Raw genomic sequence first — 19,707 nt, forward strand, 5'->3', positions numbered from 1 at the left:
CCGCTCCTTGCGAAAGAAGGAACCGGCGCTCGCGCGCCGGCCCCATTGGCAAGGGGGCCTCAGAGCCCCAGGTCGGACAGGCCCGGATGATCGTCGGGCCGCGTTCCCATCGGCCAGCGCATCACCCGGTCCTCTTCCTTGATCGGCAGATCATTGATCGATGCAAGGCGCCACCGCATCAGGCCGTCTTCATCAAACTCCCAGTTCTCGTTGCCATAGGAGCGGAACCAGTTTCCCTCAAGGTCGCACCACTCGTAGGCAAACCGCACGGCAATACGGTTGTCGGTGAAGGCCCAGAGCTCCTTGATAAGGCGATACTCTCTCTCGCCTTCCCATTTCCGCGTCAGAAACGCTTCGATTGCCTCGCGGCCCTGGAGGAACTCGGACCGGTTCCGCCACAGGCTGTCGGGCGTGTAGGCCTGCGCCACTTTCGCAGGATTGCGCGAATTCCAGCCATCCTCGGCGGCACGCACCTTCTGGATTGCGGATTCCCTGGTGAAGGGCGGAAGGGGGGGACGGCTCATGATCTTCTCCTGTTTCATGTTCGTTTTGGACCCGCTTGCGGCCATCTGGCCGGAAGTGAAACGCCAGACGGTTGGATGCCGGAGCGCCGTGACCGGAAGGCTCTATGTTTACCGATCGGTACACTTTGCATCTCAGTAACTGAACCGATCAGTTCACTTAGTCAAGCGAAATAGTCGGCTGAACTCGCTGAAAAACGAGACGCAGCCGATCATCATTCTGATTTTTCAGAGAAAAATTTTACACCTTGCGCCATGATCGGCTTACCAATATGTACCGATCAGTTTCAAAGGCAGGTGTATCGTGAGACCAACCAAACGCGACGAGCTGGTTCAACAGGCGCTGCAAGCGTTCTATCGCAACGGCTTTCAGGCGACCGGCATGGACATGCTGGCTGCCGAAACCGGCATATCGAAAACGTCGATGTACAAGCACTTTCGCACCAAGGAGGATCTGATCCTCGCGGTGCTACGCCTGCGCGACGAGCATTTTCGAAACTGGCTCTATCGCCGGATGGAGGAATTGGCCGAGACGCCGCGACAGCAACTGATTGCCATGTTCGACGCGCTGGAAGAATGGTTCGCCGAGCCCGGCTACAGGGGGTGCATGTTCATCAAGGCATCCTCTGAATATCAGGACGCCAACCACCCCATTCACAAGCAGTCCGCCGAGCACAAGCGGATGCTTGAAATCCACATCACCGACCTCGCCCGGAAGGCGGGGTTACGGGATGCCGACGCGCTCGCCCGGCAATTGCTTCTTCTGAAGGAAGGGGCGATGGTCACGGCCCATCTGGGCCATACGGCGAACCCGGCGCAAGATGCCAAGGCAGCGGCGATCCAACTGATCGAAGCTCACCGTCAATAGGGTCTCCTGCCCGGCCAGGGCGGTTGCTCCCAAGACAACCGTTCTCTGGCCGGACCGAAGCGGACAAGGTTATGGCGCCGCCGCTAGCGCGCGCCCCAGGTGTCCGACAGGCGATAGCCCTCCGGCCAGGGATCGCTTGGGTCGAGCATGTGCTGGTGAATGCCGGTGACCCAGCCGCGTCCGGAAATCTGCGGCCGGATCGCCGGTAGTTCGCCCACCCGGGTTTCCCCGAGAATACGCCCGGTAAAGGTCGAGCCGATCAGTGAGACCGCCGTCAGTTGGTCTTCAGGGCCCATCTGCCCGCGCGCCGCCAGCACCGCCATGCGCGCGCTCAGCGCCGTGCCGGTCGGCGAGCGGTCGATCTTGCCCGGGCGGATCGCCACCGCCGCGCCAGCGCGCAAGCCCTCGGCATCGCGGGTGACCGGACCGGCGAACAGACAGAAGGAAATGTGCTTCCAGTCGGGGTTTTCCGGGTGGTGAAAGCCCAGCGCTTCATTCGCCGCGGCGGTGATCTTCACCCCCAGCCGCGCCATGTCATGCGCCTCGTCCGGCGTCAGCGCGAAACCGAGCGCCTGCGCATCCACGAAGACGAAGCTGTCGCCGCCATAGGCGGTGTCGACGGTCAGGGTGCCAAGCCCCTCGACCTCCAGCGAGGCATCAAGCTCGGCGGCGAAACTCGGCAGGTTCTCAACGAAAATCCGCTGCGCCTTGCCGTCCGCGCATTCGGCCCGCACCTTGACCAGCCCGCCCGGCGCTTCCAGCACCAGCTCCGTCACCGGCTCGCTCATCGGCAGGATGCCGCCATCGAGCAGCACCGTCGAGACGCAGATCGAGTTCGATCCCGACATCGGCGGGGTGTCTTCCGGCTCCATGATGATGAAGGCGGCATCGGCGCGCGGATCCTTCGGCGGCACCAACAGGTTGACATGGCGGAACACCCCGCCGCGCGGCTCGTTGAGCACGAAATTGCGCAAGGTCTCGTCCCTGGCGATCCAGCGGCTCTGTTCCCAGAGCGTGTCGCCCGGCGGCGGCGCGACACCGCCGACGATCACGTCGCCGACCTCGCCTTCGGCATGGGCGGAAATCACATGTACGGTCTTGCTGCTTCGCATCTTGGCGTCTCTCAGTCGTGGTCTGTCAGGCGAGCCAGGCCGGCAGCGCGGCGGTCGCATGGCCGCTGACCGCCGCCTCGGCACAGTCGCGCAGGCTGCCGAACCGGACCGCGCGGCCGCACAGGCCCGGGGCGTAATGGGCGTATTTTCCGGAATTGGTCATCAGCACCCGGGCCTCCGGCGGGAACACCGGCTCGGAGATCGAGCACCAGCAAAGGTCGGCCACCACCTGCACGCCCGAGGCTTCGAGCCGGGCAAGGAGACCCTCCTCGCGTACCTTGGTCAGCACGTCCTGCCCCAGGGTGACGATGACCGCCGTGTCGGGATTTCGAACCCGCCCGCCCAGGGACTGCGCCAGTGCCCGGCACTCGGCCAGCGAGAAATGCGGGCTGCCGAAGGCCACCAGATCGACCGTGTCGTCGCCCTGGTTGAAGGTCTGCCAGACCCTGGCGAGATCGGCGCGGGTGATGCGGGTGCTATCGGCATCGGCGGCCACCGCCTCGCCGGCTTCCGGGGTCACGCCGGCCACATGCAGCATTGGCGCCGCCGATGTGGTGCCGAAGGCGGCGCAAAGCCCTTTCAGATCGTCTTCCGACGGTGCGGCTTCTTCCAGCCCCGTCAGCAGCGGGATCCGGTCGGGCGAAAGCTGTCCGGCCAGCCAGCCCAGCATCGGCCAGAGCGCATCGTCATACCCCTCCGGCAGCTCCACATGGATCACCCGCCGCGCGGCGCGGTTTTCCTGCAAGTAAACCCCGGACAGCGGCGCCCGCCCGGTCAGGGCGATGCACAGGTCGAGAAAATCCGGGTGCTTGACGCTGCGCGCGCCAAGCACGCTGTTGGCATAGATCACCGCGTTGGATTCCGCCCAGGCAATCGCCTCGCCCCGCGAGGGGGCTTCGGGCAGCAAATAGGGCGCGCAGGTGAAGCTGGGCCGGGCGCCCATGTCCACATAGGCCTGCGCCAGCCGTGCCGCCGGCTGGCCGAAGTCCGGCGCCACGCCTTGCGCGCACCAGTTGGCGAAATCCACGGAAATGGCGTTCATGGTGGTGGGGATCCGCACCCGCGCGCCCAATTCGACCATCGCCTCGGCAAAGCGCAGATTGGCGGGGCTTGCGTAGATGCAACCGTCGATATGGCCGCGGGTGACATCGGCGAGCCGGTCCGCTCCCTGCCCGGCGGCCATGGTGCAGATGATCTCCATGGCAAGCTGCACGGCCTGCCCTTCCTCCCCGGCCAGCATGGCGCGGTCGGTCTCGCTCAGCGCCAGTTTGGTGGGATCGAGCGGAACGAGCGGCACGGACAGCGCCCCGGCCTCGATCCGGTCGGGAAGAATCCGTGCGCTGGGGGCGGCGGCAAGCGCGTCGTAGTCTTCCGGCGCCAGCCGCACCACCGCCAGCGGCTTGCCGAACATGCGCCCGGCAATCAGCGCACCAAGCGTGAGGATGTCCTCGGCCTCGCGAAACACCAGCGCCGCCGGCGCGTGGCCGTTCAGCGCCAGCTCCAGCAAGACGCCGCTGCCGGTGCAGGAGCCCCGGCTGGTCGGCATCATCACCACCTTGCCGGCCAGCGACTGGCCGCACAGCGGGTGATGCGCGTCGATCACCCGGCCCGTCGCCGGATCGACACCGCCCCAGAAGCTCAAGCCTTCGGAAAAGGCCAGCACCGGCCCTTCGGCCTCGGCGGGAACGAAAAGAGAGCCCATCGGTATCGGCCTTTCAGGTGACGACAAAGCCATGCGCGAAGGGGTCGCGCTCGTCGATGAAGATGGTGTTGAAGCCGGTTACCCGCGCCCAGCCGGCGATCGACGGCACGATGGCCGGACGGCCCGCCACCTCCGTCGTCGCCTCGACCCGGCCGCGAAACAGCGAACCGATGATGCTTTCATGGACGAAATCGTCCCCCGGCTTCAGCTTGCCCTTGGCGGCGAGCTGCGCCATCCGCGCCGAGGTGCCGGTGCCGCAGGGCGAGCGGTCGATGGCCTTGTCGCCATAAAAGACCGCATTGCGCGCATGGGCCTCAGGGTCGCGCGGCGTGCCGGTCCACAGAATGTGGCTGAGACCGTTGATTGCCGGATGCTCGGGGTGAACGAATTCGTATTTCGCATTCAGCGCCGCGCGCAGTCTCGGGCTCAGCCCGATCAACTCGGAAGCGGAGAAATCCGCCATGTCGCGGAAGTTCTTCTGCGGCTCGACAATGGCGTAGAAATTGCCGCCATAGGCCACATCGACGGCAATCTCGCCCAAACCCTCGACCTCGGCGGTCAGGCCTTCGGCATGAAGGAAGCCCGGCACATTCGTCAGCCGCACTTCCTCGACGAACCGGCCTTCCTGGGTGTAGCGCACATCGACCCGACCGGCCGGCGTCTCCAGCCTGAGCGTGCCCGGGGTTTGCGGGCGGATCAGACCGTTTTCCAGAGCGATGGTCACGGTGCCGATGGTGCCATGCCCGCACATGGGCAGACAGCCCGAGGTCTCGATGAACAGCACCGCGATGTCGCAATCCTCGCGGGTCGGCGGGTAGAGGATTGCCCCCGACATCTGGTCATGGCCGCGCGGCTCGAACATCAGGCCGGTGCGGATCCAGTCGTATTCGGCCAGAAAATGCGCACGCTTTTCCAGCATGGTCGCACCGCGCAGCATCGGCGCGCCGCCGGTGACAAGTCGCACCGGATTGCCGCAGGTATGCCCATCGATGCAGGGAAAGGTGTATTGGGTCATTTTCACCTCAGAACAACGCCTTGGGGAATCCGGGCCTCAGGAAAACCGCCCCGGAGAAAACGGCGCCAGGTCAATGGCGGGTGCCTGCCCGGTCAACAGATCGGCAACGAGGGCCGCCGTGCCGGTCGATTGGGTCAGGCCCAGATGGCCATGACCGAAGGCGCAGATCACATCCGGCCGACCGGGCAAGGGGCCGATGGCCGGCAACGTGTCCGGCAGCGAGGGGCGGAACCCCATCCACTGCGTCCCGCCGGAAATGTCGAGCCCGGGCAGGAACTCGGCTGCCTTCTTCAGCATGGCGTCGGCGCGGGCATAGTTCGGCGGCAGCTCCAGTCCGCCCAGTTCCACCGCGCCGCCCACCCGCAGCCCCGAGCTCAGCCGCGAAATGACGAACCCATGACCGCCAAAAGTCACCTGCATGCGCAGATCGAAGGCGCCAGCGGGCAAGGTGGTGTTGTAGCCTCGTTCGGTCTCAAGCGGGATGCGCACCCCGGCGGTGCGCGCCAGACGATGCGAATAGGCGCCCGCCGCCAGAACGACCTGACCGGCTCTCTCGCCGGCGCTCGTCTTCACCCCGCCCGGCACCAGAGCCTCGACCTCGGCGATCTCGATCTCGCCGCCCCCGGCACGGAACCTTTCGGCCAGCGCCAGCGTATAGTCCTTGGGATCGGCAATCGACTGCCAGCCGGGAGTGAAGGTGGCATGGGTAAAGCGCGGCGACAGACCCGGCTGATAAGCGGCGATCTCCTCCCCCTTCAGGTGGCGGAAGGCGATGCCTTCTTCCTCACGCGCCTGCCAGCCGGGCAGCGAGGCACGGAACTCCCGCTCGCCCTCATAGACTTGCAGCTGGCCGTCGCGGCGCAGCATGTCGGCAAGCCCGGCCCGATCGAGGAACGGTTCGAGCGATGCCTGCGAGACGCGCATCATTTCGGTCTGCGCCGCCGTCGAGGCGCGCACCTGCGCCGGCCAGCTCGCCCGCCAGAAGCGCCACATCCAGGGCAGGATGCGCAAGGCGTAGGCCGGACGGATGCTGAGCGGCCCAAGCGGGTCGAGCAGCCATTTCGGCGCCTGCCGGATGATCCGCGGCGAGGCCAGCGGCAGGATGTCGGAAAAGGCGAAGGCCCCCGCGTTTCCCGCCGAAGCGCCGGCCGCCGGCCCCTCCCGGTCGATCACCCGCACGGACAGACCTCGCGCCTGCGCCTCCAGCGCCGCGGACAGACCGACAACCCCGGCACCGACGACAATCACCTCCCGCGGTGCCATCACCGGACACTCGACAGGAATTTCCGCGTCTCTTCATGCTGCGCATTGCCGAAGATCTGCTCAGGGGGACCGATCTCGGCCATCACCCCCTTGTGGAAGAACGCGACCCGGTTCGACACGTCCCGGGCAAAGCTCATCTCATGGGTGACGCAGATCATGGTCATGCCTTCGTCGGCCAGCATCTTCAGCGTGTCCAGAACCTCGCCCACAAGCTGCGGATCGAGCGCGGAGGTCACCTCGTCGAACAGCATGTAGTCGGGCGACATGGCAAGGGCGCGGGCAATCGCCATGCGCTGCTGCTGACCGCCCGACAGCCGGCCGGGATAGACATTCAGCTTTTCGGCAAGCCCCACATGGGTGAGATGCTTGACGGCGATCTCTTCCGCCTCTTGCCGCGACAAGCCCTTCACCTTGCGCGGTGCCAGCGTCACGTTCTCAAGAACGGTCAGATGCGGAAAGGCATTGAACTGCTGGAACACGATGCCGATCTTGCGACGCAGCTTGTTCAGATCGGTGGTCTTGGCATGGACCTCGATGCCATCGACGAGGATGCGGCCGCTGTTGATCGGCTCCAGCCCGTTGATGCAGGTCAGGAGGGTCGACTTGCCCGAGCCCGAGCCACCGATCACCGACACCACCTCGCCCTTGTCGACGGTCAGGTTGATGCCCTTCAGAACTTCCAGAGCTCCGAAGGATTTGTGCACGTTTTCGATCTCAATCATTCTCTTGCCACCTTTTCTCCAGCCGACCGCCAAGCCGTGCGATGGGAAAACTCAGGGCGAAATAGATCGCGCCGGCAATCAGCAGGATGAACATCGGCTCCTGCAGGCGCGTCACGAGGATCTGGCTGGCACGCAGCAGCTCGATGATGCCCAGCCACAGGACCAGCGCGCTGTCCTTCATTACCCCAAGGGTCAGGCCGATCCAGCTCGGCAGGCCGACGCGCAGTGCCATCGGAAAGACGATCTGCGTCATGTCCTGCCCCCAGGTCAGCCCCAGCGACCGCGCCGCCCGGCGCGTCACCGGCGGCACCGCCTCGATGGCGCCGCGCACGATCTCCGTGCAATAGGCCGAGGTGTAGAGCGCCAGCACGATGCAGGAGGTGACAAAGGGGGAGAACTGCAAGCCGGCAATCGCCTGAGAGGCGTTGGCCAGGATCAGCTGGATCAGCAGCGGCACCGACCGGAACACATCCAGCACGAAGGTGAGCGGCAGCACCGCCCAGGGGCTGACATGGCTGCGCAGGACGCCGAACAAAAGGCCCAGCACCGTGCCGCCCACCACCGCGAAGGCGGTGACCGACAGCGTCACTCCGGCCCCCTTGAGGAGGAACAGAAGGTCGTTGAAACTCAAAGCGGTATCAAACATCGCCTCTCCCCCTCAGTACCGGAACAAACGCCAGGCGGCGAGCCGCGCGGCAAACATCACCGCCTTGGCGATGCAGTAGTAGAGCGCGCCCGCCAGAGCGAAGAGCTCGAAGGTCCGGAAGGTGCGCGCATTGAGGTCCTGCGTCACCCCGGTCAGATCCGTGCTCATGCCCACGGTGACGCCGAGCGAGGTCATCAGGATTGCCCAGACCATCTGGTTGGTGGTCGGCAGGAAGGCGATGCGGAACATCTGCGGCAGGACGATCAGGCGAAACGCCATCACCTGCCCCATGCCCAGCGAGCGGCCGGCGCGCACCTGGGTCGCGGGGATCGCCCGCAAGGCCCCGCGAAAGGTCTCGCATAGGTACCCGGCGTTGTTGAAGGTGATCCCGGCCAGGAGCGCCACATAGGGGCTGAGGTAGATCCCGAAGGATCCCAGACCGAAATGCGCCATGTAGATCTGGAACAGCGCCGGGGTGTTGCGCGCCACCTCGACCCAGGCCGTCGCCGGCCATCGCAGCCAGGGCGAATGGGCATTTCGTGCCACCGCCAGCAACACGGCGATGGTTACGCCGATCACCATCGACAGAACGGCGATCTGCATCGTGACCAGCGCGCCGTCCAGCATCTGCGGCAGCGCACGAAAGGCCTGCCGCCATTGAAAGGTGTATTCAAACATCCTGCGCCCCGCTATCGGCTCGCGTTGGGCGGGGGGGCAGCTGCCCCCCCTTTTCCCGGATCAGCGGTAGACCTTGTTGACGGTCAGATCCGGTGCGGCGCCGCCGACCCACTTCTCGTAGAGCTCCTGGTAGCGGCCGGTGCGGACCTGCTGATTGATGAACAGGTCGAGATAGTTCAGCAGGCCGTACTCGCTGCGCAGGGCGATCAGCGACACATAGTCAGGCAGATAGGGCGCGTCGCCGCCGATGGTCAGCCCCTCGTAGCGACCGCTGTCGACAATGGACGAGGCAACGGTCGAGGTGACGACGGTGGCGTCGATCTGCCCCTGGGACAGGGCGAGGAACACATCGGCCTGCGACTGGTAGGGACGGAAGCTGCCGCCCTCGCCCCACGCCTTGATGTCCTTCTCCAGGGCAATCGCCTCATAGGTGCCGGCAACCGAGCCCACCGTGCGCCCTTTCAGCGATTCGTAGCTGTCGGCCCCCGTGCCTTCCTTGGTCAGCACCACATTGGTGAACGCGAAGTAGGGAATGGTGAAGCCGGCCGTCTTGGCCCGCTCCAGCGTGTCCGAGGTGGACGCCACACCGACGTCCGCACGGCCCGAGACCAGCGCGGGAATACGATCGGGGAACGGCGTTTCGACGATCTCGGCCTCCACTCCGAGAACCTTCGCCAGATCCCTGCAGTAATCGACATCGAAGCCGATCGGCTCGTTGTTCTCATCGCGCGATCCCATCGGCGGGAAATCGAGCACCACCGCGCAGCGCAGCGTGCCCGAGGCGATGATGTCGTCCAGCTTGTCGGCCTGCGCCGTACCGGCAACGAGGGTGGCAGCGATCAGGCCACCTGCAACGGTCTTGAAGTTCATGTCTCTCTCCCAGGTTCCAAGGTTTCCGGCACACGGCAGCGCGGTGCGCCGGAAACCAGTTCAGGCAATCACAAACTCATTCAAAATACAATTTGTATACTTATCGCCGACGCAAAAAATTCACATAGCCGGCGTCAGAACCCGACGATCCTCTCGGGCAGCCAGGTGGACAGCGCCGGAAAGCTCGCCACCAGGGCCAGGGTCACCACCTGCAACACGATAAAGGGCAACACGCCGCGACACATCTGTCCATAGGTCATTCCCGGCGGCGCGATCGATTTCAGATAGAAGATCGAGGAGGCCATCGGCGGCGTCAGATAGCCGGTCTGGATCACGATGATCACCAGGGTGGCGAACCACACCGGATCGACCCCGGCCGAGCGGATGAACGGAGTGAAAAGCGGCACGCAGATCAACACGTTGGCCGTCCAGTCCAGCACGAAGCCGAGGATGAACACCACCGCCAGGAAGAAGACGATCATGCCGGTGGTGCCGAGCCCCGCCCCATCGATCACATCGCGGATGAGCCGCGCACCGCCATTGGCCGCGAACGCGCCCATGAACATGGTCCCGGCAGCAACGATCAACAGGATCATCGCCGAGATCCGCACGGTGATCGCCAGCGACGAGCGCAGCATCTCCACCGAGAACCGTCCGTTGAGGATGCACAGCGCCAGCGCGCCCGCCGCCCCCACTGCCGCCGCCTCGGTCGGCGAGGCCACGCCGGCGAGGATCGACCCCAGCACGGCGACGATCAGGAGCACCACCGGCAGCATCACCGTCGCGGTCAGCCACAGCTTTTCGCCCAGACCCACAGACGCCTCGGCCTCCTCGCCAGGCTCGGGCCGGGCCGGATACAGGAGCCCGTGAATGAAGATATAGGCAAGGAACAACCCCACCATCAGCAGGCCGGGCAGCATCATGCCGGCCAAGAGCTTGCCCACCGACATCTGCGCCAGCGAGGCATACATCACCGCGATCACCGAAGGCGGGATCATCGTTCCCAACGATCCGCCGGCGCAGATGGTGCCAGCAATCAGCGGGTTGCCGTAGCGCGCCCTCTGCATCGCCGGGATCGCCATCATGCCGATCATCACCTCGACCGCGCCGACCACACCGGCGGCGGCGGCGAAGATCGCCCCCATGGCGATGGTGGCCAGCGCCAGCCCGCCGGGCAGCCGCGACAGCCACAGGTTCATGACGCGAAACAGGCGCTCGGCGATGCCCGAGCGCTCCAGCAGCGCGCCCATCAGGATGAACATCGGGATCGCCGACAGGATGAAATTGGTCGAGGCGGAGTAGAAGGAGCCGTAGAGCTGGTTGAAGGCAACGGGACCAAAGGCGCCGAGCCCGGCCCCCACCGCCACGATCACCAGCGAAAACGCGATCGGCAATCCCAGCAGGATCAACACGAACAGCGCGGGAAACATCAATCCTGCGATCAGCATGTCAGGCCTCGATCTTGAAGCTGTCGTCGTTGCGCGGAGCCGCCAGGGCGCGCAAGCCCTCGGCCAGGATCTGCAGCGCCAGCGCCGCGAGCCCGATCGCCAGGGCGCTGTAGAAGGGCCACATCAACGGCGCCCAGGGACTGACATGCTCGACCTCGCCGGTCAGAAAGGCGCGCCAGGCGCGCTGGCCGGCAATCACCGCCAGCCAGGTGAAGATGGGACAGAGCACCGCGAGAAAGGCCAGGCCGTCGATCGCGCCGCGCACCCGCGCCGGCAGCAACGCGGACAGGAAGTCGATCCGCACATGGGCGTCCTCGCGCAGCGCCTGCGCCGCGCCCAGGACGAACAGAACACCCGTGCTCATATAGGCGACATCGAACGCCCAGAGGGTTGGCGCGCCAAACACATAGCGCGCCACCACTTCGTAGAGCATGGAGGCGATCAGGATCAGCACCATCGCCTGCGCGATGGCATTCAACCCCGAGGAGATACGATCCGCGACGGTAAGGAGAATGCTTTTCATGATCGCCTCCAGCCTCTTACTTGGAGTTGCGGATCAGATAGCCACTTTGCTCCGCCCAGCGATCCTCATAGGCAAGATACTCGTCGAGGATTTCGGCCATCCGCGGCTTGCCCTCGGCCTTCTGCGTTTCGGCGGTCTTCTGGATCCAGTCCCGGCCGGCATCGGTCAGTTGCTTCTGGAACGCCGGCTCAAGCTCGATCACCTCGGCCTTGCTGGCGCGCAAGGTCGCCATCGCCTTCATGTCCTGGTCGTAGAAATGGGCCAGCGATTGCAGGGTGGTGAGCTCGGCCGCGGCCTCGATCTTGGCCCGGACCGCCTCATCCAGCGCGTCCCAGGTCTCCTGCTTGACGACCACTTCCCACAGGAAGGTCGGCTGGTGCACGCCCGGCACGACGATGTAAGGCGCGGCCTCGTGGAAGCCTTCCGGCAGGTTGCCCGAGGGCGGGCCCCACTCGATCGCGTCGACGCCCTTGCGCTCCAGCAGCGTGTAGATTTCTCCCGGCGGCACGACGGTCGGAACCGCGCCGAAGTAATCGCGCATCACTTCCGCCCAGGGACCGGAGGTGCGGTATTTCAGCCCCTTGAGATCCTCAGCCTTGGTGATCGGCTTGTTGGCATGAGCCATGATCTCGGACGATCCGATGCCGACGACCAGCGACTTCAGCCCTTCCTCGGCGCGAAGTTCGGCCAGCTTCTCCTTGCCGCCCCCCTGGAAGATCCAGGTCGAATAGGCCTCTGGCCCCATGCCGCCGGGAAAGCCGGCGAAAATTGCGTTCACCGGATCCTGGTTGACCAGGTAGCTCGGCGTGGAATGGCCCGCCTCGACAATGCCGTCCTTGACCCCGTCATAGACCTGCAGCGCCGGCACCAGAATACCCGCGCCGAACGGCTGGATCTCGACGGCCCCATCGGTCAGAAGATCCACATTGCTGGCAAACCGCTCAAGAAAATTCACGTAAAAGGGCGAGCCTTCCGGCACCGAGGTCGGCACCCGCCAGGTCACGTCCTGGGCCTGCGCACCCGTGGCGACAAGTGCCACCGCGCCGGCCAGCGCCAGCCGCTTGAGACCAAGAAACATATCAACTCCTCCTCTGATGTTCCTGAAGGCACCGCCTGAGCGTCGCCCATTTTTGCGCTCAAGATTTATACAAACTCTATTCTCTGTGTCGACAAAAAAAATATTCAAATCTCGACAACACTTCACACACCCTCCCCTTGCCCTGCGGCAGGCGCCTCAGCATCGCCAAACGAAAACGCGGCGCGCAGGATCCTGCGCGCCGCGATCAGACCGGGGCAAACCGCGATCGCCGATGTCAGCCGCGCGCGTCCTCGGGAAGCAGCACTGCGGGCATGTTCTGGTAGCAGACCGGGCGAAGGAACCGCCGGATCGACAAGGTGCCGACACTGGTCGCGCCAAAATTCGTGCTGGCCGGATAGGGGCCGCCATGCACCATCGCATCGGCAACCTCGACCCCGGTGGGAAAGCCGTTGACCAGCAGCCGGCCGGCCTTGCGTTCCAGAACCGGCAGCAGCACCTTCGTCGCTTCGGTATCCTCGTCATCCATGTGCAGCGTCACCGTGAGCTGCCCCTCCAGCCCCCGGGCGATGTCCATGACCTCTTCCGCCGATTTTACCCGCACGACCAGCCCCAGCGGCCCGAAGACCTCCTGATGCAGGAGCGGATTTTCGCCGAACTCGGCAGCCGAGGTCTCGAAAAGGGCCGGCGCGGCGGCACGGCCTTCTGCACTGGCAACGGTCACCGGACGCACCGCGCCGCTTTGCGCGATCCGCTCGCGCCCGTCGCAGAACGCGCCGGCGATCCCGTCGGTCAGCATCACCTGAGCCTCGACCTGCGCCAGAGCCTCGGCAGCGGCAGCAACGAACGCATCAGCCTCCTTGCCGTCGATGACAACGGCAATGCCCGGATTGGTGCAGAATTGCCCCGCGCCCATGGTCAGGGACCCGGCCCAGCCACGACCGATCTCCGCCCCCCGTGCCCCTGCCGCCTGCGGCATCAGGAACATCGGGTTGACCGAGCCCAGCTCGCCGAAGAAGGGGATCGGCTCCGGCCGGGCGGCGCACAGATCGAACAGCGCCCGGCCGCCGGCCAGACTTCCGGTAAAGCCCACAGCCTTGATCAGCGGATGCTGCACCAGCGCCTGTCCGACGCTGCGATCGCCGCCCTGAATGAGCGAAAAGACACCGGCCGGCATGCCGCATTTCACGGCCGCCGCCTTGATTGCCTCAGCAACGATCTCGCCCGTGCCGGGATGGGCCGAATGCCCCTTGACCACCACCGGGCAGCCCGCTGCCAGCGCCGCCGCCGTATCGCCGCCGGCGGTGGAAAAGGCCAGCGGAAAGTTCGACGCGCCGAAGACAGCAACCGGCCCGATCGGCCGCTGCACCATCACCAGATCGGGGCGCGGCAGCGGCTGACGGTCCGGCAGCGCCACGTCATGCCGCCGGTCGAGATACTCGCCCTTGCGGATATGCGCGGCGAACAGGCGAAGCTGACCGGCGGTGCGGCCACGCTCTCCTTCCAGGCGCGCGGCAGGGAGACCGCTTTCCTGGGTGCCGATCTCGGTGATCTGGGCACCGCGAGCCTCAATCTCATCGGCAATGGTTTCGAGAAAGGCGGCGCGGTCTTCCCGCGAAGAGTTCGCATAGGTCTCGAAGGCTGCCTCGGCCGCCCGCACCGCGCGATCCACAAGCTCCACCGTGCCGACGCTGAAGCGGTGCGCGGGGCCACTGGCCGGAGCGGATTCGAAGGTCTCGCCGCTGGCGATCCATTCGCCCGCGATCAGGTGGTTTCCATGGGGAGTGAAGGGCATGTATCCCCTCCTTCTTGCTGTGGGTTCCAGGCCATTGGCGGCGCAGTCGCACGGCACGGGACGTTGCCATTCCGCCGCTTGCATCCATCGTTAACTGCATACATTATGTATGCAAGAATGCAACCCATTTGCACACCGAAAGGACGTTTCATGAGCGAGACCACGCTAACCCTCGATGAGCTCGAGCGGCTCGTCGGGGAAATCCTGCGCAAGGCGGGCCTCGCCCCCCTGCATGCCGATGCACTGACGCGGGTGATCGTCGCCGGCGAGCGCGATGCCTGCAAATCCCATGGCATCTACCGGATCGAGGGGTGCCTGCGCACGCTCAAGGCCGGCAAGGTCGTCGCCGATGCACAGCCGAAGCTGACGCGCGACGACAGCGCGATCCTGCGTGTCGACGCAAAGGGTGGCTTTTCCTGCGCCGCGTTCGAGCTGGCCGCTCCGGTGCTGGCGGAAAAGGCCCGCGCGCTGGGTCTGGCCGCGCTTGTCATCAATGACTGCACCCATTTTTCCGCCCTCTGGCCCGAGATCGAGGTCCTGACGGACCAGGGGCTTGCGGCCATGGCCATGTGCCCGAGCTACGCAAGCGTCGCCCCGGCGGGCGGCAGCGCGCCCCTGCTGGGCACCAATCCCTTCGCCTTTGGCTGGCCACGCCGCAACGCCGAGCCCTATGTGTTCGACTTCGCCACCAGCGTCGCAGCACGCGGCGAGATCGAGTTGCACCGCCGCGCCGGCACCAGACTGCCCGAAGGCTGGGCCATCGACGGCAGCGGCGCGCCGACCACCGACCCGGAGGCCGCTCTCGCCGGCGCGATGCTGCCCTTCGGCGGGCACAAGGGATCGGCAATCTCGATGATGATTGAACTGCTGGCCGGGGTGATGATCGGCGACCTGACCAGTCCCGAAGCGCTTGAGGCGCTGGGCACCACCACGCTGGTGCCGGCTCATGGCGAGCTGATCCTCGCCTTCGACCCTGCCCGTTTTTCGCAAGGACGCGCGGGCGATCCGATGGCCCGCGCCGAAACGCTGTTCGAGGCATTGCTTGGCCAGGGCGCGCGCCTTCCCTCCCAGCGCCGTTTCTCCGCTCGCGCCCGGGCACGCAGCGAGGGCATCCGGCTCAGCGCCGAGGAAATGGCGCTGCTTCACCGGCTGCGCGACCTGAGACTGGAGGCGGTCTGAACCGCCCCTTTCGAAAAGAAAAAAGCCCTCCCGGAGAACCGGGAGGGCTCTACCTGAAACCTCAGGCGGCGTATTTCGCCACCGCGCCGGGCAACTTGCTCCAGTCCGCATACCAGGTGCGGAACAGACGATACTGCGCCTCCACATAGCCGCGCTGGCTGTCGGACAGCGCGTCGGTCTCATTGAAATGCAGGCGGTATTCCTCGTCGCCGTTCAGAACCATCATGTACTTGTAGTAAAGCACAAGGTCGGCGCCCTCGTCGAAGGACGACAGCACATGCAGCGCCGCATCGAGCTCAGCAGCGCGCTGACGTGCATCGGCATCGCCTGCGGCCGCCGCCTTGCTCAAGGCAACAAGGTGCAGCACCTCCTTCGGGATCACGTTGCCAATGCCGGTGATGGCACCGGTGGCGCCGCAGTTGACGAACCCGTGATAGACCGTGGTGTCCACCCCGATCATCAGCTTGATCGCTTCATCGCCGCTGGTGATGGTTTCCGCCGCATAGCGCAGATCGTCGGCCCCGCCGAACTCCTTGAAGCCCACCAGATTGGGGTGTTCCGCACGCAAGGAGAAGAACAGGTCGGCCCGGGTGGCAAAGCCATAGTAGGGGCTGTTGTAGATCACCGCCGGCAGATCGGGCGCCGCTGCAAGGATTGCCTTGAAATGATTGCGCTGGGCGGCGACCGAGGTGCCGCGCGACAGAACCCGCGGGATCACCATCAGGCCATGCGCACCAACCTCGGCCGCATGGGCGGCATGGGCCACCGCCTTGGCCGTGTTCACCGCGCCGGTTCCGACAATCACCGGAACACCGGCCTGCACCAGCCGTGCGACGCCTTCCATGCGCTGCTCGTCGGTCAACAGTGGCCAGTCGCCCATCGACCCGCAGTAGACGACCGCGCTCATGCCGGCCGCGATCAACTCCTTGCCCTTGCGCACCAGCGCATCGAAATCCGGGCTCCGGTCGGCCTTGCAGGGGGTCATCAGGGCAGGAATACAGCCCGTGAAAATATCATTGCTCATGCTGGTCTCCTTGGCATGCGTAATTTCGTGCGGCGCGCACCGTTCGTCCGCACCTTCATTCCGAACGGGTCACCAATAAAATATCATTTGTATTTTTTTTGTCGACATAAATTCCGTGCAGCCATGTTCCCGCCCCGTCCGGCACCCAAACAGGCGCCCGGACCGGGAGGATGCGTCAGGCCGGAGCCCTGTTAGAGCGCGATTTTCTGCCGGTTGTCGCGGGCGATCATGTTGCGGATCTGCGAGACAATCTGATCGGCATGTTCGCTGGCGAGCTTGTCCGCCTTCTCGACATCGCGCTCGGCGATCGCGGTGATCATGTCTTCATGCTCGATGACATATTGCTGCGGCAGCCGGTCGTTGAACGCCGAATAATAGAGGCGCAGCAGCCGGCGCCCCTCATCGAGAAGACGCAGGAACAGACCCTCGTAATAAGGATTGCGCGCCGCGGCGGCGATGGCTGCATGGAACTCGCGGTTGGTGGCGATCATCGCCAGCGCGTCCTGATCCTCGACCGCCTTGGCGAATTCCGCCTGGCGCGCCCGGATCACCACAAGATCGCCCGGCTGGTGATGCAGCGCCGCCAGCCGGGTGGTGACGCGGTACATCAAGGTGATCGCATCGAAAAACGTGTGCAAGTTCAGAAAGTCGATATTCGCCACCACGGTGGAGCGATTGGGCAAGGTGGTGACCAGCCCCTCTGCCGCCAGCCGCACAAGGGCCTCGCGAATGGGTGTGCGCGACATCGACAGCCGCTCGGCCAGCTGGATCTCGTCGATCGGGCTTCCCGGCGCCAGCGCCAGATCCAGGATCTCGTCACGCAGCACATTATAGACGAACTGCACGCCGGAGCCGCGCTTGCGCTCCTTGGGTTTGCGCGTGGCGATGTCGGACATATCCGTTCCTTTTGCACACAAGAAAAATACTGTTTGGTCGTCCAGCGTTCAATCGTCAAGGGATTCAATCGTCGCGCGCGCCCGACAGTGGCAATGCACCGCGCGCATCCTCAGCCTGCTTGGCCTGAAGCATCGCCGCGCCGCCCCGGGACCAATCAACCGGTGGAAAGCAGCTTGTTGCATTTCCACCAGACGTCGAAGGGCAATAGGATGCGCCGCTCACTTACACTGGAGACGACAATGAGACTTATCGCGGCAGTCCTGGTCATCCTCGGCCTTTCCGGTCCTGCTCTAGCTGCAGACAGCGCCCTGAACGACCTGATCTGGTCCGGCAAGAACGACCAGGCCATTCAGGCAATGCAGAACGATCCCACGCTGATCACGGCCAAGGTCGACGGCTACACGCCCCTGCATCTGGCCAGCATGGTCGGCAATACCGAGGTCGCCAAGTTCCTTCTCGACAATGGCGCCGACGTCAACGCACGGGATGCGGAAGGCTATTCACCGCTCGTCCGAGCCAAGGCCAATGGCAACGACGAGATCGCCAAAATGTTGACCGATCACGGCGCAAAGGAGCTCCGTCCCTGATCAGGCACCAACAGGCCGCCTGCGCGTGAACTGCGTGGCCAACGCCATATCCGTCCGCCGCAGGGTTCTTCTGACATTCGCCTGACGTGCCCTACCTCGCCTTGGGCAACGGCCGGCCACCGGTCGTCCTTTGCCCGGGCTCTTTGGTCACCTCCGACGCGAGGAAGCTCGCCGCGGCCGGACACATCGACTTTGCGACGCAGCGGTCATCGCCTGCCTGTATGTGGTGGAGACCCGCGACGTCAGCGTTGCCGCCCGCGAAACCTTGTTTGGTGGGCGCAGCGCCTGACCTGCCATCGGCCATCTGAGGGGTCCCACCTTGTGAGACAGTTTGGCGGCTTGGCTAAGGCTGGATCCTTCCGATGGAAAGAACGATCCAGCATGAAGACACACAGCCGGTTCACCGCCGCGTTCAAAGCCGAGGTCGCGCTTCAGGCCATCCGCGGCGAGCGGACGATTTCGGAGTTGGCCACGAAGCACCAGCTTCATCCCAAACAGATCACGCAGTGGAAACGTCAGGCCATCGAGAATCTGGCCAAGGCGTTCGACGACAAGACTTGCGATGCGCAGGTCAGCCGGGAAGCCGAAGTGACAAAGCTGCATGCCAAGATCGGTCGTCTCATCGTCGAGCGGGATTTTCTGGCCAAGCCTTCGATCGCTGAGCCTGGATCGCAGGAGAATGATGATTGATCCCGATCACCCGCGGCTCGCGATCCGCCGCTAGTGCGAACTGGTCTCGATCTCGCGGGCCTCGTTCTATCGAGAGCCCGCCGGCGAGAGCCCTGAGAACCTCGCACCGATGCGCGTCCTCGACGAGACCTTCATGGAAACGCTCTGGCATGGGTCGCGCCAGACGGTGCGGCATCTGCGACGCCAGGGCTGGTGCGTCGGCCGCAAGCGTCTCCGACGGCTGATACGCAAGATCGGCCTGTCACCGATCTACCAGGCGCCGAAGACCAGCGAGCCGCATCCGCAGCACCGCATCTATCCCTACCTGCTGCGACATCTGGCGATCGAGCCGCCGGATCAGGTCTGGTGTGCCGACGTGACCTACCTCCCGATGCGGCGCGGCTTCCTCTACCTGGCGGCTGTGGAACACGATGGGGACCGGGATCCGCATCTCCATGGACGGGCGCGGCCGCTGGATGGACAATGTCTTCATTGAGCGGCTGTGGCGCAGCCTCAAATACGAATGCGTCTTCCACAACGCCTTCGAGACCGGAAGAGAAGCCCGCCATGGCATCGGCTCCTGGATAGACTATTACAACCGGCGACGTCCGCACTCGACCTTCGGCGGCAGCACACACGACGAGATTTATGATATCGCGCAGATGAAGGAGCAATTGGCGGCGTAAAATCCAACCCGATCCACCTTAGCCAAGCCGCCAAACCGTCCCGACAAAACGCACCTCCGCGCACGGCATTCCGATATTCCCTCGATTTGCCTTGAAGGTATCCAGATCGGCCCAGGTTTCTTCGATGTGCCAGCCCTCTCCGCCCTCGCGACGGTAGGCCAGGATATTGAAGGAGTTGCGATCGTCGCAGCCTGTCATCAAGCCCCCCACGGTAGCGATAAGCCTCTGCACCGATAGATTGCTCAAACTGGCCACCACAGCGCAAGACCTCGCGGGCGCATGACCTGCCGCGGGCTTTTTGGCCGCCGTGGCTCATCCCGGCGCACGGCCTGATTTCTAGGGAATGGGGCGCCTGAACGCAAAAACCTCCGCGGCGAGGCCTGCGGAGGTTTTTTGTGATTTTGGTTGCGGGGGCAGGATTTGAACCTGCGACCTTCAGGTTATGAGCCTGACGAGCTACCGGGCT

General features: G+C 64.7%; 19 protein-coding genes and 1 pseudogene. 4 read left to right on the forward strand and 16 right to left on the reverse strand.

The window, feature by feature from the left end:
* Nucleotides 1-59 precede the first annotated feature (59 nt).
* Nucleotides 60-524, reverse strand: coding sequence for a nuclear transport factor 2 family protein (locus LC062_RS13910; protein WP_224911633.1), 465 nt, complete (start codon nucleotides 522-524; stop codon nucleotides 60-62).
* 301 nt (nucleotides 525-825) lie between these two features.
* On the opposite strand from LC062_RS13910, the gene LC062_RS13915 reads away from it, so the two are divergent.
* On the forward strand, nucleotides 826-1,389 hold the full coding sequence (locus LC062_RS13915; protein ID WP_224911634.1) for a TetR/AcrR family transcriptional regulator: 564 nt from the start codon (nucleotides 826-828) through the stop codon (nucleotides 1,387-1,389).
* 83 nt (nucleotides 1,390-1,472) lie between these two features.
* Here LC062_RS13915 and LC062_RS13920 read toward each other — a convergent pair whose 3' ends face one another.
* The 12 genes from LC062_RS13920 to LC062_RS13975 form a co-directional block, all read right to left on the reverse strand.
* A complete protein-coding gene (locus tag LC062_RS13920; RefSeq protein WP_224911635.1) occupies nucleotides 1,473-2,501 on the reverse strand; it encodes a trans-3-hydroxy-L-proline dehydratase in 1,029 nt (342 codons plus the stop codon).
* A 25-nt stretch (nucleotides 2,502-2,526) separates the two neighbouring features.
* Nucleotides 2,527-4,236 (reverse strand): cis-3-hydroxy-L-proline dehydratase, encoded by a 1,710-nt coding sequence (gene lhpI, locus LC062_RS13925; RefSeq protein ID WP_404829723.1) that lies wholly within the window; start codon nucleotides 4,234-4,236, stop codon nucleotides 2,527-2,529.
* Nucleotides 4,217-5,218, reverse strand: a complete 1,002-nt coding sequence (locus LC062_RS13930) for a 4-hydroxyproline epimerase (RefSeq protein ID WP_224911637.1) — start codon at nucleotides 5,216-5,218, stop codon at nucleotides 4,217-4,219. The genes lhpI and LC062_RS13930 overlap by 20 nt, the downstream gene beginning before the upstream one ends.
* A 36-nt stretch (nucleotides 5,219-5,254) precedes the next feature.
* Nucleotides 5,255-6,481, reverse strand: coding sequence for an NAD(P)/FAD-dependent oxidoreductase (locus tag LC062_RS13935; protein WP_224911660.1), 1,227 nt, complete (start codon nucleotides 6,479-6,481; stop codon nucleotides 5,255-5,257).
* Complete coding sequence (locus LC062_RS13940; RefSeq protein ID WP_181761922.1) at nucleotides 6,481-7,203, reverse strand: amino acid ABC transporter ATP-binding protein; 723 nt, start codon at nucleotides 7,201-7,203, stop codon at nucleotides 6,481-6,483. Before LC062_RS13940 ends, LC062_RS13935 begins: the two co-directional genes overlap by 1 nt.
* Entirely contained in the window at nucleotides 7,196-7,849 is a 654-nt protein-coding gene (locus tag LC062_RS13945; RefSeq protein WP_224911638.1) for an amino acid ABC transporter permease, read from the reverse strand. The genes LC062_RS13940 and LC062_RS13945 overlap by 8 nt, the downstream gene beginning before the upstream one ends.
* 12 nt (nucleotides 7,850-7,861) lie before the next feature.
* Nucleotides 7,862-8,527, reverse strand: a complete 666-nt coding sequence (locus LC062_RS13950) for an amino acid ABC transporter permease (protein ID WP_224911639.1) — start codon at nucleotides 8,525-8,527, stop codon at nucleotides 7,862-7,864.
* 60 nt (nucleotides 8,528-8,587) lie between these two features.
* Nucleotides 8,588-9,397 carry an ABC transporter substrate-binding protein gene (locus tag LC062_RS13955; RefSeq protein WP_224911640.1) on the reverse strand — a complete coding sequence of 270 codons (810 nt, stop codon included), beginning with the start codon at nucleotides 9,395-9,397 and terminating at the stop codon, nucleotides 8,588-8,590.
* Nucleotides 9,398-9,531: 134 nt separating this feature from the next.
* The gene (locus tag LC062_RS13960; protein WP_224911641.1) at nucleotides 9,532-10,845 is read right to left on the reverse strand and encodes a TRAP transporter large permease; all 1,314 of its coding nucleotides are present in this window, start codon (nucleotides 10,843-10,845) and stop codon (nucleotides 9,532-9,534) included.
* A 1-nt stretch (nucleotide 10,846) separates the two neighbouring features.
* Nucleotides 10,847-11,368, reverse strand: a complete 522-nt coding sequence (locus tag LC062_RS13965; RefSeq protein WP_224911642.1) for a TRAP transporter small permease subunit — start codon at nucleotides 11,366-11,368, stop codon at nucleotides 10,847-10,849.
* Nucleotides 11,369-11,384: 16 nt separating this feature from the next.
* A complete protein-coding gene (dctP, locus tag LC062_RS13970; protein ID WP_224911643.1) occupies nucleotides 11,385-12,446 on the reverse strand; it encodes a TRAP transporter substrate-binding protein DctP in 1,062 nt (353 codons plus the stop codon).
* Nucleotides 12,447-12,681: 235 nt separating this feature from the next.
* Nucleotides 12,682-14,199 carry an aldehyde dehydrogenase (NADP(+)) gene (locus LC062_RS13975; protein WP_224911644.1) on the reverse strand — a complete coding sequence of 506 codons (1,518 nt, stop codon included), beginning with the start codon at nucleotides 14,197-14,199 and terminating at the stop codon, nucleotides 12,682-12,684.
* A gap of 150 nt (nucleotides 14,200-14,349) precedes the next feature.
* On the opposite strand from LC062_RS13975, the gene LC062_RS13980 reads away from it, so the two are divergent.
* Nucleotides 14,350-15,378 carry an Ldh family oxidoreductase gene (locus LC062_RS13980; RefSeq protein WP_224911645.1) on the forward strand — a complete coding sequence of 343 codons (1,029 nt, stop codon included), beginning with the start codon at nucleotides 14,350-14,352 and terminating at the stop codon, nucleotides 15,376-15,378.
* Nucleotides 15,379-15,439: 61 nt separating this feature from the next.
* On the opposite strand, the gene LC062_RS13985 is transcribed toward LC062_RS13980, so the two are convergent.
* Nucleotides 15,440-16,402 (reverse strand): dihydrodipicolinate synthase family protein, encoded by a 963-nt coding sequence (locus LC062_RS13985; protein ID WP_224911646.1) that lies wholly within the window; start codon nucleotides 16,400-16,402, stop codon nucleotides 15,440-15,442.
* A gap of 191 nt (nucleotides 16,403-16,593) precedes the next feature.
* Nucleotides 16,594-17,298 (reverse strand): GntR family transcriptional regulator, encoded by a 705-nt coding sequence (locus LC062_RS13990; RefSeq protein WP_224911647.1) that lies wholly within the window; start codon nucleotides 17,296-17,298, stop codon nucleotides 16,594-16,596.
* 240 nt (nucleotides 17,299-17,538) lie between these two features.
* Here LC062_RS13990 and LC062_RS13995 point away from each other — a divergent pair, with 240 nt between their 5' ends.
* Both LC062_RS13995 and LC062_RS14000 read left to right on the forward strand, forming a co-directional pair.
* Complete coding sequence (locus tag LC062_RS13995) at nucleotides 17,539-17,886, forward strand: ankyrin repeat domain-containing protein (protein ID WP_224911648.1); 348 nt, start codon at nucleotides 17,539-17,541, stop codon at nucleotides 17,884-17,886.
* 381 nt (nucleotides 17,887-18,267) lie between these two features.
* Nucleotides 18,268-19,241, forward strand: a pseudogene (locus tag LC062_RS14000) (integrase core domain-containing protein).
* An 18-nt stretch (nucleotides 19,242-19,259) separates the two neighbouring features.
* Here LC062_RS14000 and LC062_RS14005 read toward each other — a convergent pair.
* Nucleotides 19,260-19,439, reverse strand: a complete 180-nt coding sequence (locus LC062_RS14005) for a hypothetical protein (protein ID WP_224911649.1) — start codon at nucleotides 19,437-19,439, stop codon at nucleotides 19,260-19,262.
* Between the last annotated feature and the right edge of the window lie 268 nt (nucleotides 19,440-19,707).

It is taken from the genome of Stappia indica (assembly GCF_020177335.1).
Taxonomy (GTDB): domain Bacteria; phylum Pseudomonadota; class Alphaproteobacteria; order Rhizobiales; family Stappiaceae; genus Stappia; species Stappia indica_B.

What these genes read in the sequence shown, in the direction of transcription:
- LC062_RS13910 (WP_224911633.1), bottom strand. Translation starts at nt 524, where the DNA reads ATGAGCCGTCCCCCCCTTCCGCCCTTCACCAGGGAATCCGCAATCCAG.
- LC062_RS13920 (WP_224911635.1), bottom strand. Translation starts at nt 2,501, where the DNA reads ATGCGAAGCAGCAAGACCGTACATGTGATTTCCGCCCATGCCGAAGGC.
- lhpI (WP_404829723.1), bottom strand. Translation starts at nt 4,236, where the DNA reads ATGGCTTTGTCGTCACCTGAAAGGCCGATACCGATGGGCTCTCTTTTC.
- LC062_RS13930 (WP_224911637.1), bottom strand. Translation starts at nt 5,218, where the DNA reads ATGACCCAATACACCTTTCCCTGCATCGATGGGCATACCTGCGGCAAT.
- LC062_RS13935 (WP_224911660.1), bottom strand. Translation starts at nt 6,481, where the DNA reads ATGGCACCGCGGGAGGTGATTGTCGTCGGTGCCGGGGTTGTCGGTCTG.
- LC062_RS13940 (WP_181761922.1), bottom strand. Translation starts at nt 7,203, where the DNA reads ATGATTGAGATCGAAAACGTGCACAAATCCTTCGGAGCTCTGGAAGTT.
- LC062_RS13945 (WP_224911638.1), bottom strand. Translation starts at nt 7,849, where the DNA reads ATGTTTGATACCGCTTTGAGTTTCAACGACCTTCTGTTCCTCCTCAAG.
- LC062_RS13950 (WP_224911639.1), bottom strand. Translation starts at nt 8,527, where the DNA reads ATGTTTGAATACACCTTTCAATGGCGGCAGGCCTTTCGTGCGCTGCCG.
- LC062_RS13955 (WP_224911640.1), bottom strand. Translation starts at nt 9,397, where the DNA reads ATGAACTTCAAGACCGTTGCAGGTGGCCTGATCGCTGCCACCCTCGTT.
- LC062_RS13960 (WP_224911641.1), bottom strand. Translation starts at nt 10,845, where the DNA reads ATGCTGATCGCAGGATTGATGTTTCCCGCGCTGTTCGTGTTGATCCTG.
- LC062_RS13965 (WP_224911642.1), bottom strand. Translation starts at nt 11,368, where the DNA reads ATGAAAAGCATTCTCCTTACCGTCGCGGATCGTATCTCCTCGGGGTTG.
- dctP (WP_224911643.1), bottom strand. Translation starts at nt 12,446, where the DNA reads ATGTTTCTTGGTCTCAAGCGGCTGGCGCTGGCCGGCGCGGTGGCACTT.
- LC062_RS13975 (WP_224911644.1), bottom strand. Translation starts at nt 14,199, where the DNA reads ATGCCCTTCACTCCCCATGGAAACCACCTGATCGCGGGCGAATGGATC.
- LC062_RS13980 (WP_224911645.1), top strand. Translation starts at nt 14,350, where the DNA reads ATGAGCGAGACCACGCTAACCCTCGATGAGCTCGAGCGGCTCGTCGGG.
- LC062_RS13985 (WP_224911646.1), bottom strand. Translation starts at nt 16,402, where the DNA reads ATGAGCAATGATATTTTCACGGGCTGTATTCCTGCCCTGATGACCCCC.
- LC062_RS13990 (WP_224911647.1), bottom strand. Translation starts at nt 17,298, where the DNA reads ATGTCCGACATCGCCACGCGCAAACCCAAGGAGCGCAAGCGCGGCTCC.
- LC062_RS13995 (WP_224911648.1), top strand. Translation starts at nt 17,539, where the DNA reads ATGAGACTTATCGCGGCAGTCCTGGTCATCCTCGGCCTTTCCGGTCCT.
- LC062_RS14005 (WP_224911649.1), bottom strand. Translation starts at nt 19,439, where the DNA reads ATGACAGGCTGCGACGATCGCAACTCCTTCAATATCCTGGCCTACCGT.